A 17106-nucleotide genomic window follows, 5' to 3' on the forward strand; every position below is an offset into this window, starting at 1 on the left:
AGCTTTCATCAGAAAGCTTTTAGGCGAACGCTCGCTTTTTCAGGTTTTTTCTGTCCTCTCCCGTTACGTGTAAATGATTAGTTCAACCAAATATAGCTTAATCTTATACGATGTGGATTCTATACTTTAAGTTAATCGAAATACTAAACGCCGCATGGGGTTCTCCAGAACCCATGCGGCGTTTTTTTTGATAAGTGATTTTGTTGCTGCTATTTCTGGGTCTGTTATACGAGTTACATCTCCATTGGCAGATGAAGTGTGAAGGTGGAACCAATCCCCAGTTCACTATGGACAGTAATTTTTCCGTTATGATCTTGGGCGATCTTCTGGCAGAGGGCCAGTCCAAGTCCTGTACCTTCTTCTTTAGTCGTATAAAACGGATTAAAGATCGTAGAAAGCGAATTTTCCGGAATGCCACTTCCCGTGTCTGTAACCGAGATGAGCACTGCGTCCCCGTCCTGTAACAGATCCATACGAACCTCACCGGGGTCTGTCATCGCTTCAAAAGCGTTACGAATCAGATTAATTAATACCTGCACAATCTTATCCCGATCCATATTGACCACGACTAGCTCACTAGTCATTTCGAGCGTAATTCGATGGCCTCGGGATGCCGCATCCGACTCGGTCAGCGACATGACTCGTTCAAGGCAGTGTCCGAGCTTTTCGGGCTTCATATGGTTGGCTTGTGGTTTGGAAAACTGTAAAAATTCAGCCGTCAGATCGGTTACCCTCGTTACCTCGCCCATAATCACTTCATACCAAGGCGCGATATTGTACGCTTGTCCACGTGACAGTTGCAGGAATCCCCGAATGGCGGTGAGGGGGTTCCGAATTTCGTGAGCCATACCAGCGGCCAATTCACCTACGGCCCTTAGCCTTTCGGAACGGAATACTTCTTCTTCATTTTTCAGCCATTTACTCCGCTGCTGTTGAAGCAATCTGTCCTCAGCAACCGTCATGAATTGCTGCAATGTCTCTGACATTTCCGGGTACAACGAGATGCTATAACTTACTTGCAACCCCTGAAGCCGATCTGATAGTAAGGACGTCATACGTTCTTCAATATTTTGTATTTCTGGCAAAACAACCGCAAAACGGTCCCCCGCATACCGGGATATACCATAGGCCTCCGGGAACTGATTGGTAATAATTTTGCCTGTACCCGTGATTACTGAACACCAGGGATCTTCTGACTCTTTCTTAAATCCGCTAAAATTATTGACATTCAAAAGAACAAGCAAAAAGGAACGTTGTTCCTCCACCGTCTTCCGCAGCACCTCCATATAACCTTCATAGTTCAATAGTCCGGTTAGTGGATCATGAAGGGTAAGAAACCGGTTTTTCTCTCGAAGTCTGCGCTTCTCAGCCTCACTGTTAATCAAGGTATGATACAAGAAAATAATCACAACCGTAGTTAACAGATCGAATAACGAAACCAGCAAAGTATATGTATCTATAGGCACGTAGGAGAGCCGAATCACAGTATATTGCAGCATGAACAGTAGTGAGATCGGTAATGTTTGTGCCACACGTTGTTTGTCCTGAATCATTGAAATGATCAGCATATAATACAGCATGTTGCACCAGTTCAGTTGACTGAAGTAATGAAATATTCCGAGAAAAATCCAATGAACATTTCGCAGCACAGGATATCTTTTCTCCCCATAGATACTTGCAACCAACAGGGCACCCGAAATCAACAATAATGCCAGATTAGGGGTAAGCTTTAGAACATAAGAGGACAGAATGACAAGCAGACAGCCCAGCGGGAATATCACCATTTTCATCGTGTAATTTAGCAAATAGCCTCGCCCCCTTTGACAAAACTCACATCTAACAACTTATGTACATGTATTATATCGATTATGATTAGCTGATGTTGTCGATTAATGGAGGTTCGTCAAATTCGCACGAATGTATAATTTATGAAGGCAATAGGACATATGCATGAATTGTAATCGACAAAAGTGAAACAATTCCTCTACGCATGGATCACTATTATGCTACAATACATTTATGGATTAATTTAGGATAAAATCTTGGTTATGGAGGAAGCTGTATGACAACACAACGAAAACCACTGGGCCTCGGAACGCTCTCTCTACTCGTACTGGCGATGGGATTCGCCTTTAACTACGGGTGGGGAAAAGCAGATTTTATGATCAGTCATTACCTATTCAACTTAATAAACATGCCTATTTATAGCAACGGAACTCAAGGACTTCACATTCCTTTTGTGGTAGCAGCCCTCTTCTGGATTCCGACTTTCTTGATCGCTAAAAAATATCGTGCGCACTTTGGTACAAGTGTATCTTATAACGTCGCCGGATTTATGCTGCTCTTATGCATCATTGGACCATTTATCCCCGCTATCGATTGGATGGTCAATGGTTAAACAACTAAAGCCAGCTCTCTATATCCGAGGGCTGGCTTCTTTGCTGCTCTTCCATATAAGATGAACAAATTATTTATACGATAACGTAGAGGACAGAAATAACCTGAAGAAGCGGAGCTAAAAGCTTTCTGAAAGAAAGCTACTTCGGAAGCATACACCTCGCCTTTATCCCCGGATTTTCACTTCTTTAGAAGGAAATCAAAAAAATCTGGGGATAACAGCGATCAGAAGGTTGTTCTGTCATCGGAGTGACTGGTGTAACCTTTTTAGGTCATCTTATTTCTTCGCCATATACTTACGGATATCAAAAGCCACCGCAGCAACAATGATCAATCCTTTGATAATCAGCTGCCAGTATGGACTTACACCGATAAACGTCAGACCATAGTTAATGACCCCGAAGATCAGCACCCCCGCCATAACACCAGGCACCGTTCCAATACCACCAGCCGTTGATACACCACCTACCACACATGCGGCTATGGCATCCAACTCATACATGTTACCGTAATTGTTCGTAGCTCCACCTGTCCGTGCAGCCTCAAGCACACCACCCAGACCATACAACGCACCCGCAATGGCATACAGGGCAACCAGATTACGTGCTACATGAATTCCGGATACATGCGCTGCCTGAATGTTGCCACCAATCGCGTACATGTTTTTGCCGAGACGTGTTTTGTTAAAGATCACCCAGCAGATTAACGCCACCGCAATAGCAATCAGGACGATATAAGGAATGGAATACCCACCGCCCAGATCAATGTATCCAGAACCAATGACGGTGAAGTCTGGTCTCAATCCTCCAATTGGCTGCGACTGATTGGGTTCCGTATCAAAATAAATCGAGTTTAGTCCATACACGGCAACCATCGTACCCAGCGTTGCGATAAAAGGAGGCACATGTAATTTGGCGACAATGAGTCCATTCACCAATCCCACGAACAGGCCAACTGTGATTCCAACCAGAATCGGCAATAACACTGGCAAATGTGGCAGATCAGGGAAGAAACGGTTGGCATACTCGTCAATCTGAAGCATCGATGCCGATACGACAGCCGTCAGCCCGACAACCCGACCAGCAGAGAGATCGACCCCTCCTGTAACCAGGATGAAGGCTGCACCGAGTGCAATAATGGCTCTTGTGGAGGACTGCTGTAATATATCCCGTAGTGTGGAAAAAGCAAGGAAGTTCGGATCAGCGATGGCAATGCCAATGATGAGCAGAATCAGTACGATAAAGATGGCGCGCTGTGTTACATATTGTTTCACTTGATTGATCACCTGTGTGTTCATCTGTTTCCCTCCTGACTAAGCCATCCGCTGCTGCGCGGCCAGCCTCATAATATCCTGCTCTGTTGCCTCGGCTCCGTCCACGATTCCGGTGAGACGCCCTTCGCTCATCACCATGATGCGATCCGACATGCCCAGAAGCTCAGGCATCTCTGAGCTAATCATGATAATGCTTTTGCCCTGACGAGCCAGTTCCGTAATAATGGTGTAAATCTCGAATTTGGCCCCTACATCGATTCCACGCGTCGGTTCATCCAGCAGCAGAATCTCCGGGTTGGTCAGCAACCAGCGGGCCAGTAGAACTTTCTGTTGATTACCACCAGACAGGTTTCGAATTAGCGTGTTAACCGAAGGCGTTTTGGTTCTAAACTTCTGTGTCTGCTCCCTTGCTTCCTCGCGGCCCATTTTCTCATTCAACAAACCTATGCGATTTTTGTAACGCCCAAGACTTGCGATAATTGTATTCTCATACACCGACAACACAGGGAATATCCCTGTCACCCTTCGTTCTTCCGTGAGCAAAGCAATGTTGTAACGCTTTGCGGCAGCGGGAGAATTAATCTTTACTTTGCGTCCATGGATCGAAATCTGACCTGAAGCGAGACCGCGCAGTCCGAACAAAGACTCAATCAATTCTGTCCGCTGTGCTCCAACCAGGCCGCCAATGCCGAGCACTTCGCCTTTTCGCAGCTCAAAGGATACATCCCGAAACGATTTCGACTGATTCGATGTCAGACCCTCTGCCTTCAGTATGACTTCACCGGGTACGTTCGTCCGTTCCGGGAATCGTTCGTCCATGTCACGACCCACCATGCGTGTGATGATCAGATCTGTTGTTAAATCAGCAGCATCCCACGTACCAACAACGAAGCCATCACGCATGATCGTGACTTCATCCGAGATCGTCAGGATCTCCTCCATCTTGTGGGAAATGTAGATAATGGACACGCCGCGACTGCGTAGTTCATTAATAATGGCGAAGAGCTGGTCCACTTCCTTGCCTGTCAGGGAAGAAGTTGGCTCATCCATGACGATGACTTTGGATTGAAAAGAGACCGCCTTGGCGATTTCCATCGATTGAATCTTGGAGACAGACAGTGTTCCGGCTTGAGCCTTCGGATCAATATCCAGGTTCAAGTCCTTGAAAAGAGCCAGTGTATCGGTATACATCCGTTTCTCGTCCACCAGTATTCCCCTCATCGGAAAACGACCCAGCCAGATATTCTCCATCACCGGACGATACGGGACCGGATTCAGCTCCTGATGAATCATGGATATCCCTTGCTGAAGTGCTGCTTTGGAATTGGGAATATCCACGTCCCTTCCTTCGATGCGTATCGTTCCTTCATCTGGTCGATACATGCCGAACAGACATTTCATCAGCGTGGATTTGCCCGCTCCATTCTCTCCCATCAAGGCGTGAACCGTTCCCGGCTTCACCTTCAACGTGACTTGACTTAGTGCCTGCACACCCGGAAACGCTTTGGAAACTCCATTCATCTCCAGCAGGTAAGGTGATTCCATCTTGTATCCTCCCCTTCCATATGACCGGCAAAAAAGGGACGCTACCCGAATGACGGACGTCCCTGTCTACTGCTGTTATTGGGCGTCGGCGATGTTGTCTTTCGTAATTTTTTTGTATGCAATCCAGACGTATTTCCCATCTGTAATATCATATTTGGTATTTTCCTTCGTTGGTGTCTCCCCTTTGGCAAGTACAGAAGCCAGAGCAACCGTGGCTGCACCCTGATTCTTGGCATCATTAAGTACCGTGCCCAGCATCGTACCATCCTGTAGAGCCTGAATGGCAGGGGCTGTTGCATCCACACCTACCACCGGCATTGATTTGCCATCCTTGAAGTATCCGGCTGCTTTCAATGCCTCAATGGCTCCAAGCGCCATGTCATCATTGTTCGCGAGAACGGCTTCGATCTTGTCGCCATGCGAAGCCAGGAACGCTTGCATTTTCTCCTGACCTTTCACGCGGTCCCACATCGCAGTATCTTCCGCCAGTGCTTCCACTTCGATACCGGCATCCTGGATCGCCTGAACCGAATATTTGGTTCGAAGCTCTGCATCCTGGTGGCCCGGTTCCCCTTTCAGCATGACGTATTGCAGTTTGCCATCACCGTTTTTGTCTGCTTCCGGATGTGCTTTCCAGTAATCCACAATCAGCTGTCCGGAGATCGTACCGGACTCTTCCGCTTTTGCTCCTACATAGTACACTTTATCCCATTTGTTCATGTCTTCCGCTACCGGCTCACGGTTGAGAAACACGACTGGAATGTTCGCTGCCTTGGCCTTGTCAATGATGACGCCTGCCGCCGTACGGTCTACCGGATTCACAGCCATTGCGTTATATTTCTTGGATACAAACAGATCGACTTTCTCATTCTGGGTGGGCTGTGCATTCTGACTATCCACGATATCCAGGGTCGCAATACCTTCCGCTGCTGCGTTCATCGCATTACGTACACCCGTCATGAACGTATCATCGAATTTGTAGATAGCGACACCAATCTTCGGTGTTTCCGTCCCGGCTGCTGTCTGACCTCCCGTATCTGTTCCCGTACTGCCACCTGCGCTGTCTCCGCCGCTGCTACAACCCGCCGCCACAACCATACATGCCGTAATCAACAGTGTCATCCACGTTTTCTTCATATCCTAATGACCTCCCCCAAGTTCATTCGGCTTCACCGATGTCTTTATTATGAAAGGGTTTACATTAAATTCGAATACAATATCTTCACCTGTTCTATCGAAATCTTCCTCAAGTTAAGAAATGGCTTCATTTCATCATTCCGCATTCGTTTATTGTACAAAAGGAAACAGCAGCTTCTGGTTATCCATCCAGAACATATTGTCTGTACTAACCAGCTTCGTCTCAAGTAGCACTCTCGCCTGCACCTGTTCATTGTTCAGCCGCGCAACGGCTTGATTCAATCCCAGATAACCTGCACTGTATCCATTCTGGACGATGAGATGCTCAAAGACCCCTTCCTGCAGCTGCTCCAATTGCTGTTGTTCACTGCCGAATCCAACAATCTTAACCTTATCCGCAGACTTGCGTCGATTCAGTTCATCCGCTGCTCCCAGAGAAGCCGGTTCTTGAAGGGCAATGAAGCCATCTACCTGCTGTTGGTCCAGCAGCTGCTTCGCCGCCTGCCAACACCCGTCCCGGGTATTGCATACCGATTTGGGTTCCACTTGGATGTCAGGATACTGTTCCAGGACTTCCATAACACCCTGCTCTCTGTGAATCAGACCGGAATTAAGAGGATCTGGACCCAATAAAGCCACATACCCTCGTCCTTCCAACAGCTCCGCCATGGCCTGCCCTGCTTGCCGTCCAGCCTCTACATTATCCATGGAGATGACGCTGGTGATGCCTTTCACGGGAAATTCATCGTTAAGCACAATGACGGGAACGATGGCTCCATCGGAATTCGTTGCCTGCGCCTCCTGAATAATGTCGCTGAGTGCCGTCTCGCTCAGGGGATCGACTAATAGAGCTGATGCTCCCTGCTTCAGAGCCAAGGCGGCGGCTTCCACCTGAGCCTGCTCCCGCGCACTGCGAGACAACGTTCGGCGGTCTGCATTGGCCTGCTTAAGCTGTATCTGACTGCCAACGGAGTCCGGAATGGAGGGCGTGTACACATTACCGTCGGAAGGGTAGGCTTCCACGGTCATTAGTTCTGCCCCGCTCTCTTTGGCAGCCGCTTCGGCACCAAGCCGGATGGCTTCCGCAAGTTCCCCTGTCCCAGCTGGCGTAATTAGCGCGATACGTGGCGGTAATGTACGATCATCGGGACCCGATATGCCACAGGCCGCGCATAGTAGCAGACAGCAGCTTGCAGCAGTCAGGATTACCAACCGACGTTTCCGAATTCGCCGGAAGCTCGCACCAATCTTTTTCAAAAACGCACGGATGTTCAATCTTTCAACGCTATGGGCATCGTTCCTATTCACTTGATTGACCGTCATCAGACTCGCCCTCCTTCTGCTGCAATTGAATGGGAATCCGCATCCAGACCGTGGTGCCTTCTTCCAACTCACTTGCAAATTCAAGGCCATATGCCTCCCCGTAATAGAGCCGAATTCGATCATGTACGTTGCGGACAGCTACGCCTGATCCTGCACCGCTTTTGACAACCGGACTGCCACTCAATAATCCCGACATCTGTTCTTCCGTCATGCCGACCCCATTATCTGTAATGCGAAACACCAGCTTGTTATCCTCACGATAGACATCGACCTTAATACATCCCTCATCCATGTGGTACTCGATGCCGTGAACAATAGCATTCTCAATCAAGGGCTGGAGCACCAGCTTCAATGTCAGGCAATCCAGAAGTGCATTATCGGCCTTAATCGTAAAGTTGAATTTACGCTTGAACCTCATCTGCTGAATCGTCAAATAATGCTGCGCATGCTCCAGCTCTTCCCTGATCGTTATAATTGTTTTGCCTTGACTCAGACTGATGCGGAACAGGCGCGAGAGTGACGTGATCATCGTAATCACTTCCTCATTACGGCTCATGCCTACCATGCGCACCACAGAATTAAGTGTATTGTATAGAAAATGTGGATTAATCTGAGCCTGCAAAGCCTCCAGCTCCAGACGCCGCTTTTGCTCCTGTTCATGGATGATCTCATCCATTAGGGTTCGGATTTTATTGACCATCAGGTTAAAGCGGCGGGATAGACGTTCCACCTCCAGCGGCCCTTCAATAGGCAACTCCACGTTAAAATCCCCACGCTCCACGGCCTTCATCTTGCGTTCCATTCGCCGGATTGGGCGAGTCAGACTGGAGGATAGAAACAGGGACACGATAATAACCAACACCAGGACAACGACCAGTACACGAATGAGATATCCGTTCACTTCCTGACGGGTGGTCATTATCTCATCCAGATAGGCGACACCAACGATTTTCCACCCAATATTGGCAACGGACTTCACGGTATTCAGCCTTTTCTGCCCATCTGCCTCATCTTCATAACTGCCGGTAGCCACCAAAGCCTGTTCGATATTCTCACTTTTGAGCCCCATATACATCAATTGCTGCTGCGGATGGTATACAATATTGCCTGCGCTCTCATCGATGATATAGACATATCCCCGTTGCCCCAGACTGACTCGGCGGCTCAGTTCATCCATCTGTTTGAAATTGATATCGACCAGCAGGATGACCTGTCGGTCCTGACCATTTTGCCGTATGGTTATGCCTTTGCTCATGGAAACGACCCATTTGTATGGGCCTGTGTACATGTTCTGAATATGAGGTAGCGAGAAACTAAGATGATCTGGCACGCGGAGCGCAGACTGAAACCACCCTTGTTGTGTCACATGGGCACTGGTTTTTAATTCAGCTGTAGGTCTGTTCTTCAGCAATTGCCCCTTGGAATCAAGCAGAGTTATGGAGATGATATCCTCACGACTGCTGAGCAGTGTGTCCAGCTGTTTGTCCACCTGCTCCCCTTCCCATGTCCCGTCACGCAGCATGTGTTCCTCAATGGCACGGTACAGATGAGACATACTGCGGACGTAATCCTCCAGATTATAGCTAACCTGATCCACAATCTGTCTCGTCGTCAGTTCCGCGCTTCGTTCGGCAGCCTGAGTGAACTTGTCATGCAGAAGCAACGCCATGATCGTCAGCACCAAGACGATGAAGACGGAGAAGGACCATGTAATAATAAACCGGATACTGCTGACCCTGGACGAACGCAGACGAGAGCGTAACTGAAGTCCCATAGACTTCACCCATATGACCAATGATCTCATCGGATCGAACCTTCACTTGCTGCCAGAGAAGCCTGTTTACGATATTCTTTGGGCGAGACACCGATATGTTTTTTGAAACAAAAACTGAAATAATTCGGTTCGGCGAAGCCAACCTGCTCCGCAATCTGAAACGACTTCAGCTCTGTCGAGCGAAGCAGTTCCCGGGCTGCCTCCATCCGGATCTGCATCAGGTATTGCAGGAAGGTGAGCTGTACTTCTTTTTTGAAAATGCCACAAAAATAACCAGAGCTGATGTGCAGATGTCCGCACACTTTCTGAATAGACAGGTCCGGGTCAGCATAATGCTCTTTCGTGAAGACTAACGCCTGCTCGACAATATCCTTATATACATGCTGGCGTCCGCTAGCAATGCGATGTTGTACAAGCAGACAGACCTCCCGCACCTTCCTCTGTGCCTCAGTAAGTCCCGGTAGTCGGAACAGATCCGCATATAACTGGAACCCTGCACCGAAGATATCTTCCATCTCTTCTCCTGATGCCTGCGCTGCCTTCCATACCGTCGTTAACACTTCAATCAGATACAGTTGAATATCATTTCGACTATGTTCGACGGTAATTTCCCGGAAAATGATCTCTAGCCCTTCCTCCAGCTCCGCCTGCGTACCTGCCTTCAGACAACGTGTCAGCGTCTGCTGCTTCAACTCATCAAACCGTAGCTTGCCAGCCGTCTGACGCTCCACATCCGCAATATATATAATAGAATCCGTTCCGGGTACAAGCCGGTAATCCAGTGCCAGCATGGCATCTTCATAGGCATGATTCACATCCGCAAGTGTATTCACGATCTGCCCAGATCCTACCGTCGCCGGGATGCGCAAATAGTGGTTGATGCTTCGCATGACATTTTCCAATGCCTTCTGTTGTCGCTTCGCTCCATCTGTACCGCCCCACCGATCCACATAGAGCAGGACGATCGTCTCCTGATGCATAAACGCATGACCAGCGTCGTGTTCCGCCCATACTTCTGCTGCAATGTTAAGTGCAGCAAACCGTTTCAGTTCAGCATCTTCGTCCATGTGCAGTGTCAACACAGATACGCCATAGCGTTCTCCTGTCAGATCCAACCCACATTGTTTGGCTTTACTGTGAATGTATGTGGAGGACTTCTGACGATGGAGCAAGGTCGCCATCAGATCTGCCTGTAATAGCGGCAAGCTGGTATGATAGTGCTCACGCAGCTGCTGTACATCTTCACGCTCGGCTACTTCTGCCGCCATCTGGGCACGCAGCCTTGTCAGCAATTCGGTGAGATGCCCTGCCGAGAATGGCTTCAGCAGATATTCATCCACACTTAGCGAGATGGCTTGCCGGGCATAATCAAATTCATCATATCCGGTCAAAATGACCACCTTCACGAGCGGGTTTCGCTTCCGCAATCTTTGTGCGAGTTCCAGACCATTCATGAACGGCATGCTGATATCGGTCACCACAATGTCCGGCTCTACCCGCTCCGCCATCTCCAATGCTTCCCGCCCATTTTCAGCCAAGCCGACAATCCGCAGATCGAGTGCTTCCCAATCGACCTCCACCACTAACCCTTCACGCACATCTTCTTCATCATCCACCAGCAGTACCCGGTACACGTGCGGATTCCTCCCTTTTATATGACGGGCCCTATCCCGATTAATAATATAGATCTCAGCCTTTTACATCATTTGATATTCATCGCTCATGGGATCTATGCAAAATGCTCATGTTGATACGTTCCAAGGTTGCCATCATAATATACAATATTATCGGGAATATGTAATCGCTTTCTTCATTAGAAGTAAGGCAACCCTGACGGGCAGTGCCTCTGTGACATGTTAAGGATAGTATATGAATGCTAAGGGTAGGTTAAAGTAATACAAACATGGTAAATTTCGAAGTACTTCTAAATAAGAGGAGTTTTGTTTCTACCTAAAATTTTGATCCTTCATTCTGGTTTCAATGATGATTCGCACTTAAGGCTTTAACATAAACCATTGTCGTATCGGGATTGGTGTGTCCCATGATTTCCGCCAGAAGGTGAAGCGGCGTATGCTCTGCCATGGCATAACCAAAACGATGGCGCAGGTCATGTGAACTCAGTCCTTCCAGCCCTGCTGCAATCATGACTTTTTTAATGAGGTGGCGCAGTGCTCTCTCCGTTAAACGATCATTTGTCTTCTCTGAGGGGAACAGGTAAGAACTGTCGTTAGCAAGTCCGGATAAGTACTGAGTCAATATTACGATACACTGCATATTTAAAGGGATCTTTCGTTGTCCATTGCGCTTGTCAGCTCTTACTGTCAGGTGACCACTCCGTTTACCAAGCTCGATATCATAAGGCGTGAGGTTGCATACCTCCATCGTGCGCAAGCCTGTGTGAAACATAAGGGTAAGAATGGTCTGGTCTCGAAGGGAGTTGATGCACTCCACCGCGGAGATGAATGCTTGTTCTTCTTCGACTGTCATTCGGCGTGGACTGACTTTGTCTTCCGGAATGAATTTCAATGCCTTGGAAGGATCACTGCTGAGCCTGGCTTCCAGGACAGCCCATTTGAAAAAACGCTTCAACGTAATCAATCTCCGGTTAATGGTAGCTGGCTTCAAAAGCATAACTTTGTGTGAATCTTCACGATAATTGACTAAAGTGGATGTGTTCACGTCTTCAATTCGCAATGTGAATTCTTCGCCGAGCGTGGTGCTTTCCTTATACCATTCGATAAAGTGCTTCAGATCACTTGCGTATTCCTTCACGGTTTTGGGATGCAAATCTCCCTCATTGGCAAGCACATATATGAATTCCTCTATCGTCGGTTTCCGCTGCACCGATATCACTGATGACTGATTCATTAGAAAATACCTCCAAATCTTGACTTATATTAGCGGACATGGTATTATCATATTAATCGATACATTAGCGGACATCAAGTCTGTGGTTTAAATGCACCAGGTGAGTGTCAATTTTAGTTTATACTCGTCATAATGATCGGCTAAAAACTTATTTTTTGGAGGAATCACATGCAAACAGGTACAGTGAAATGGTTCAACGCGGATAAAGGATTCGGCTTTATCGAAACTGAAGAAGGAACAGACGTATTCGTTCATTTCAGTGCAATTCAAGGTGAAGGTTACAAATCTTTGGACGAAGGTCAACGCGTTCAATTTGAAGTAACTCAAGGCAACCGTGGACCACAAGCTGAGAACGTTACTAAACTTTAATTATATGAAAGCTGCCTTATTAATAAGGCAGCTTTTTATTTACTCATATTTTGCACAGTAAAGATTTCACATCCCAAGAATGAAAGAGAGGTATTCCCCATGGATAAAGAACAATTGATCACAGAAGTAGCTAAGGCTGGTGGTTTCTCCAAAAAGAATGCTGAAAAGGCTGTAACCGTTGTACTGGACTCGATTCTCGAAGCTCTCAAAGAAGGTAAAGAAGTTCAACTGGTTGGATTCGGGAAATTTGAAGTGCAGAAGCGTGAGGCAAGAACCGGAAGAAGCCGGAAAACAGGCAAAGAAATTCAATTACCTGCAGGTAAAGTTCCTGTATTCACAGCAGGCTTAAGCATGAAAGAAGCTTTAAATTAAACAACGCAACAACCCATTGAAAAGAGGTTTTTATTCAAACACACAATGATAATATGGATGTAAATGTCGTCTTTTCTACCGTTGATGATATCATTAACTTTTATTCAGGTAAGCAGACGAACCCGGATCATACAGAAGATCACACTCACTCTAAGTCCCCATCATCAACAAAGTCTGATTGTATCCTACGACCACCCACCCGCTAAACTAACATTTCATCTTGGACAACAAGAGGCCCTGGTCCGCTCAAAACGGTCCAGGGCCTGATTTGCTTGAAAATGGCTCCTTCAGGAACCAGCCATTTTCTTGTCTTCTTTTCACACCTGTGCTACTTGCTGTTCAGAAGTTCGCGCAACGTCTGTGAATCATAGGAAGAGACAAGGCGTTCCAGATAAGTATCCAGCCATACCTCATCCTTCTCCCACCACTTTAGTTCGAGCAGCAGTGCAATTGTTTCTTCGTCAAAGCGCTTTTTGACAGTCTTGGCTGGATTTCCACCAACAATCGTATAAGGTTCAACGTCCTTAACAACGGTCGAATTGGAAGCGACAATGGCGCCATCTCCAATAGTGACACCAGGCATGATCGTCACATGTTGTCCAAGCCAGACATCATTCCCCAGTACCGTATCACCCTTATATGGAAGTTGCTCCAGTGTGGGTGTCACGCGCTCCCATCCTCCACCGAATATGTTGAAAGGATACGTGGTCATGCCCTCCATCCGGTGATTGGCGCCATTCATGATGAATGTCACTCCTTCTGCTATCGCACAGAAATTGCCGATGACCAAACGATCACCAATAAAGTCATAATGATGCTGTATCCTGTCATAGAATTGCTCTGGCGGATTCGTGTTATCGCTATAATACGTATAATCACCGATGTCCACGTTGGAACGAGGCGGCAGGTTTTGTATGTAACATACCGTGCGGATATTCTCGTTCGGGAAAAGTTTTGTTTTATCAGGGGCCATAGGCAGTCCCTCCTTTTCCCTATTGTAACAGATATTAAATTTTAAACGGACTAAGTGAGGTCTGCAGCTCTGTCGACACATCGGACAAAATAGCCGCAGATGCCTTGATCTGTTCTACCGACTTAAGCTGTTCATGGACAGATCCAGCTGCCTGTTGTGAATTGGTACTAGCCGTCTGCGCATGGCGAGCAATCTCATGTACGGAAGCAACGATCTGCTCCACGCCTGCGGACATCTCTTCACTCGTCGCAGCCATGTCCTCAATTTCTGTGGCTATGCGCAGGTTCGTATCCCGGATCAGGCTGAAGTTTTGTTCTGTTTCGCGGGTCAAACGTAGTCCTTCTTGTACTTCGTCCTTCACGCTCGACATGGCCGATAGGGATTGCTTCATGTCTTGTTCCATGGCTTGAACTAATTCTTCAATACGATCCGAAGAGTCTCCAGCTTGTTCAGCAAGCTTACGTACCTCCGTAGACACCACGGCGAATCCTCTGCCATGCTCCCCTGCTCTTGCCGCTTCAATGGATGCATTGAGCGCAAGCAGATTCGTTTGATTCGCGATCTCATGAATCGAGGTAACCATCTGGCTAATCTGTGCCGACTTCCCTTCCAGCATACGAATGACTTCATCCGTTGTGGTAACGGAGGATGCAATTGTAGACATCTGCTGAACGGTCAGCTGTACAGCTTCTCCTCCGGTTTCTGCCTGTTTGCGTGAATACAATGCTGAATCGGAGATGCTCGAGGCCTTGTCTGCCATACGTTGTACGCCTATAGCTACTTCTTCCATCGCCTGCAGATTCTCTTCCGCACTAATCGTCTGACTCTCGGCTCCTTGAGCCACTTGTTCAACGGAAGATGCAATCTGGGCCGATTCATTGGCTGTCTGGTCCGCAATCTTCAGTAGCAGCCCAGTCGAATGCTCTGCTCTCTCCGCAGCCTGAAGTCCACCTTGAATGATGACCTGCAGATTACTTCTCATCTCATTGTATCCCGTGCCCAGCAATCCGATCTCGTCTTGGACGTTGTCCACAACCGGCTGTGTGAAATCGCCCGTACCCGCACGCTTAATCGCCATGGATACCCGTTCGATTCGTACTCTTACCCTGCGAACATACAACAGAATCAGGGTAATCGCGACCAACATCGCGAGCAGGAATACAATCAGGAACGTCTTGAGGAACGAGGAAATAATCACGTCAATTAACGACTGAGAAGCGCCTACATAGAAAATTCCGATTATCTCTCCCGATGCATTCTTGATTGGTTCATAGGCCGTTTGATATTTCTGACCTACAACCACAGCTTCACCAAAGTACCTTTCCCCTTGCTGCAAAACGGTCTGAGCGACCTCTTCAGACACCTTCGTGCCTACAGCACGCTTTCCGTCCACCATGACATTCGTTGCGACACGTTCATCACCTCGGAAGATTGTCACGGTGTCACCAGAAGCTTCTCCAATCTCATCCACCAGTTCGAAGTTGCCTTCCAGCGCGGTATCTCCCTTGAATAATTGCCCGTCCTTAATGGCCCAGTCTCCTGGATACTTATATGAAATGATATGATTCGCCATCGCGAGATCTCGCTTCGCCTTCTCTGTAGCGAACGTCGTAATCCCCTGTCTCATCTCCAGGATTACACTTATCGCCACAGCTGAGGAGAAGACGATAAATATACTGACAACGATCAAACTAATTTTGGTACCGATGCTCATGCTTCGCATGTGTGTGAGCCACCCTTTTCCCTATGTAATTGTGGGGATATTCAAGCCGATTTCGATTCCGTTTCGAATATCACATATAGTCTTATCGGTAGGACAGATCACATAATTTATAATGACGCAGTGACTTTTATCACAAATCAACCCTCTTAAGATCTAATCTTTTACGTTTTCTCCGTAATCATGTGAGAATGTCCTTCGGTTTGGAAATTTATAGTGACAATCCGTATATAAATATCTATATTGTGTTGCCAACCACACAAAATGATGATATATTTTAGTTGCCGACAACATAAGTAAGAAAGTTTGGGCACAGTATGACATCTACAGACGAATAAAGACGAAAAGATATATTCATCTTCAACCTAATTCCTTAACGACTGGAGCGTGTAAATAATGCATACAACTAGTATGAAAGCTATCCAAGTTTATCAATACGGGGGCCCAGAGACATTACAGTTCGAACAGGAAGTCCATATGCCCCATCCAGCTGCCGGAGAAGTTCTGGTACGCATTCAGTATGCAGGAGCCATTCCGCTGGACTGGAAGATTCGTAATGGCTGGTTGCAGAACGTGTTTGTCAAAGAGCTGCCTTATACACCCGGAACGGCCATGTCAGGTATCGTTGAATCCGTGGGGCAAGGTGTCGGTACCTTCCAGCCAGGAGATCACGTCTTCGGTAATGTGAACGGAAGTTATGCTGAATATGGCATTGCTCCTGCTACGGATGTGGTGCATATGCCGGCCGACCTTCGTTTTGAGGATGCTGCAACCATCAAAGGCGGAGCCGAGTCCGCGTGGAAGGTACTGTTCACTGAAGGTGAGCTGGAAGCAGGGCAAACGGTACTGATCCATGCGGCTGCGGGTGGTGTCGGACAATTCGCCGTGCAGCTCGCAAAATGGAAAGGGGCTCATGTGATCGCAACAGCTTCAGGAGCCAATGTTGATTTTGTTGCTTCGCTGGGTGCTGATCAGGTGATCGATTACAAAACATCCGTGTTCGAAGAACTGGTAAGCCATGTTGATCTGGTTGTTGACGCTGTGGGTGGAGAGATCGAAGACCGCTCATGGGGTGTTCTGAAACGCGGAGGTAAATTGGTATCCCTGACTCAATTACCTTCCTCCAAAAAAGCTGAACAGTACGGAGTTACTGCCAAGTTCAATTCGAAATTCCCTACGTCAGAGGATCTGTCTACAATCGCCAAGCTTATGGCTAACGGTACCATCCATTCGGAGATCGACTCGGTCTTCCCTTTAAGTGCAGCGGATCAGGCGCATGCCAAAAGTGAATCCAGACATGGGCGGGGCAGGATTTTGCTGGACGTGCGATCGGTCTGATTGGCCCTCACTGGAAT

The 17106-nt window shown here is 47.6% G+C and carries 14 protein-coding genes; 4 read left to right on the forward strand and 10 right to left on the reverse strand.

Features of this window, described 5'->3' with window-relative positions:
• Positions 1-233: 233 nt before the first annotated feature.
• The gene (locus AC4G47_RS24710) at positions 234-1805 is read right to left on the reverse strand and encodes an ATP-binding protein (protein ID WP_491103208.1); all 1572 of its coding nucleotides are present in this window, start codon (positions 1803-1805) and stop codon (positions 234-236) included.
• Between the two features lie 257 nt (positions 1806-2062).
• On the opposite strand from AC4G47_RS24710, the gene AC4G47_RS24715 reads away from it, so the two are divergent.
• The gene (locus AC4G47_RS24715) at positions 2063-2398 is read left to right on the forward strand and encodes a hypothetical protein (RefSeq protein ID WP_491103209.1); all 336 of its coding nucleotides are present in this window, start codon (positions 2063-2065) and stop codon (positions 2396-2398) included.
• Positions 2399-2674: 276 nt separating this feature from the next.
• Here the strand turns inward: AC4G47_RS24715 and mglC are convergent, their stop codons facing one another.
• From mglC to AC4G47_RS24750, 7 genes are all read right to left on the reverse strand, one after another.
• A complete protein-coding gene (gene mglC, locus AC4G47_RS24720) occupies positions 2675-3694 on the reverse strand; it encodes a galactose/methyl galactoside ABC transporter permease MglC (protein WP_491103210.1) in 1020 nt (339 codons plus the stop codon).
• Between the two features lie 15 nt (positions 3695-3709).
• A complete protein-coding gene (locus AC4G47_RS24725) occupies positions 3710-5215 on the reverse strand; it encodes a sugar ABC transporter ATP-binding protein (RefSeq protein ID WP_458125521.1) in 1506 nt (501 codons plus the stop codon).
• A 75-nt stretch (positions 5216-5290) separates the two neighbouring features.
• Entirely contained in the window at positions 5291-6352 is a 1062-nt protein-coding gene (locus tag AC4G47_RS24730; RefSeq protein ID WP_458125520.1) for a galactose ABC transporter substrate-binding protein, read from the reverse strand.
• 150 nt (positions 6353-6502) lie between these two features.
• Positions 6503-7675 (reverse strand): substrate-binding domain-containing protein, encoded by a 1173-nt coding sequence (locus AC4G47_RS24735; RefSeq protein WP_491103211.1) that lies wholly within the window; start codon positions 7673-7675, stop codon positions 6503-6505.
• On the reverse strand, positions 7653-9449 hold the full coding sequence (locus AC4G47_RS24740) for a histidine kinase (RefSeq protein ID WP_491106785.1): 1797 nt from the start codon (positions 9447-9449) through the stop codon (positions 7653-7655). The genes AC4G47_RS24735 and AC4G47_RS24740 overlap by 23 nt, the downstream gene beginning before the upstream one ends.
• 26 nt (positions 9450-9475) lie before the next feature.
• Complete coding sequence (locus tag AC4G47_RS24745) at positions 9476-11083, reverse strand: response regulator (protein WP_491103212.1); 1608 nt, start codon at positions 11081-11083, stop codon at positions 9476-9478.
• A gap of 343 nt (positions 11084-11426) precedes the next feature.
• On the reverse strand, positions 11427-12317 hold the full coding sequence (locus AC4G47_RS24750; protein WP_491103214.1) for a tyrosine-type recombinase/integrase: 891 nt from the start codon (positions 12315-12317) through the stop codon (positions 11427-11429).
• Positions 12318-12485: 168 nt separating this feature from the next.
• On the opposite strand from AC4G47_RS24750, the gene AC4G47_RS24755 reads away from it, so the two are divergent.
• Both AC4G47_RS24755 and AC4G47_RS24760 read left to right on the forward strand, forming a co-directional pair.
• Complete coding sequence (locus AC4G47_RS24755) at positions 12486-12686, forward strand: cold-shock protein (protein ID WP_017690333.1); 201 nt, start codon at positions 12486-12488, stop codon at positions 12684-12686.
• Positions 12687-12785: 99 nt separating this feature from the next.
• Positions 12786-13058 carry an HU family DNA-binding protein gene (locus AC4G47_RS24760; protein WP_036606368.1) on the forward strand — a complete coding sequence of 91 codons (273 nt, stop codon included), beginning with the start codon at positions 12786-12788 and terminating at the stop codon, positions 13056-13058.
• Positions 13059-13386: 328 nt separating this feature from the next.
• On the opposite strand, the gene AC4G47_RS24765 is transcribed toward AC4G47_RS24760, so the two are convergent.
• Positions 13387-14031, reverse strand: a complete 645-nt coding sequence (locus AC4G47_RS24765) for a CatB-related O-acetyltransferase (protein ID WP_458125516.1) — start codon at positions 14029-14031, stop codon at positions 13387-13389.
• Between the two features lie 34 nt (positions 14032-14065).
• Positions 14066-15754, reverse strand: a complete 1689-nt coding sequence (locus AC4G47_RS24770) for a methyl-accepting chemotaxis protein (protein ID WP_491103215.1) — start codon at positions 15752-15754, stop codon at positions 14066-14068.
• A gap of 393 nt (positions 15755-16147) precedes the next feature.
• Here AC4G47_RS24770 and AC4G47_RS24775 point away from each other — a divergent pair, with 393 nt between their 5' ends.
• A complete protein-coding gene (locus tag AC4G47_RS24775; protein ID WP_491103217.1) occupies positions 16148-17089 on the forward strand; it encodes an NADP-dependent oxidoreductase in 942 nt (313 codons plus the stop codon).
• Positions 17090-17106: the final 17 nt, after the last annotated feature.

The organism is Paenibacillus sp. Negev47 (genome assembly GCF_058313655.1).

Excerpts from the sequence above, each read along its gene's own strand:
- AC4G47_RS24730 (WP_458125520.1), bottom strand. The coding sequence starts at position 6,352 with ATGAAGAAAACGTGGATGACACTGTTGATTACGGCATGTATGGTTGTG.
- mglC (WP_491103210.1), bottom strand. The coding sequence starts at position 3,694 with ATGAACACACAGGTGATCAATCAAGTGAAACAATATGTAACACAGCGC.
- AC4G47_RS24735 (WP_491103211.1), bottom strand. The coding sequence starts at position 7,675 with ATGACGGTCAATCAAGTGAATAGGAACGATGCCCATAGCGTTGAAAGA.
- AC4G47_RS24740 (WP_491106785.1), bottom strand. The coding sequence starts at position 9,449 with ATGGGACTTCAGTTACGCTCTCGTCTGCGTTCGTCCAGGGTCAGCAGT.
- AC4G47_RS24775 (WP_491103217.1), top strand. The coding sequence starts at position 16,148 with ATGCATACAACTAGTATGAAAGCTATCCAAGTTTATCAATACGGGGGC.
- AC4G47_RS24715 (WP_491103209.1), top strand. The coding sequence starts at position 2,063 with ATGACAACACAACGAAAACCACTGGGCCTCGGAACGCTCTCTCTACTC.
- AC4G47_RS24725 (WP_458125521.1), bottom strand. The coding sequence starts at position 5,215 with ATGGAATCACCTTACCTGCTGGAGATGAATGGAGTTTCCAAAGCGTTT.
- AC4G47_RS24765 (WP_458125516.1), bottom strand. The coding sequence starts at position 14,031 with ATGGCCCCTGATAAAACAAAACTTTTCCCGAACGAGAATATCCGCACG.
- AC4G47_RS24750 (WP_491103214.1), bottom strand. The coding sequence starts at position 12,317 with ATGAATCAGTCATCAGTGATATCGGTGCAGCGGAAACCGACGATAGAG.
- AC4G47_RS24755 (WP_017690333.1), top strand. The coding sequence starts at position 12,486 with ATGCAAACAGGTACAGTGAAATGGTTCAACGCGGATAAAGGATTCGGC.
- AC4G47_RS24770 (WP_491103215.1), bottom strand. The coding sequence starts at position 15,754 with ATGCGAAGCATGAGCATCGGTACCAAAATTAGTTTGATCGTTGTCAGT.
- AC4G47_RS24760 (WP_036606368.1), top strand. The coding sequence starts at position 12,786 with ATGGATAAAGAACAATTGATCACAGAAGTAGCTAAGGCTGGTGGTTTC.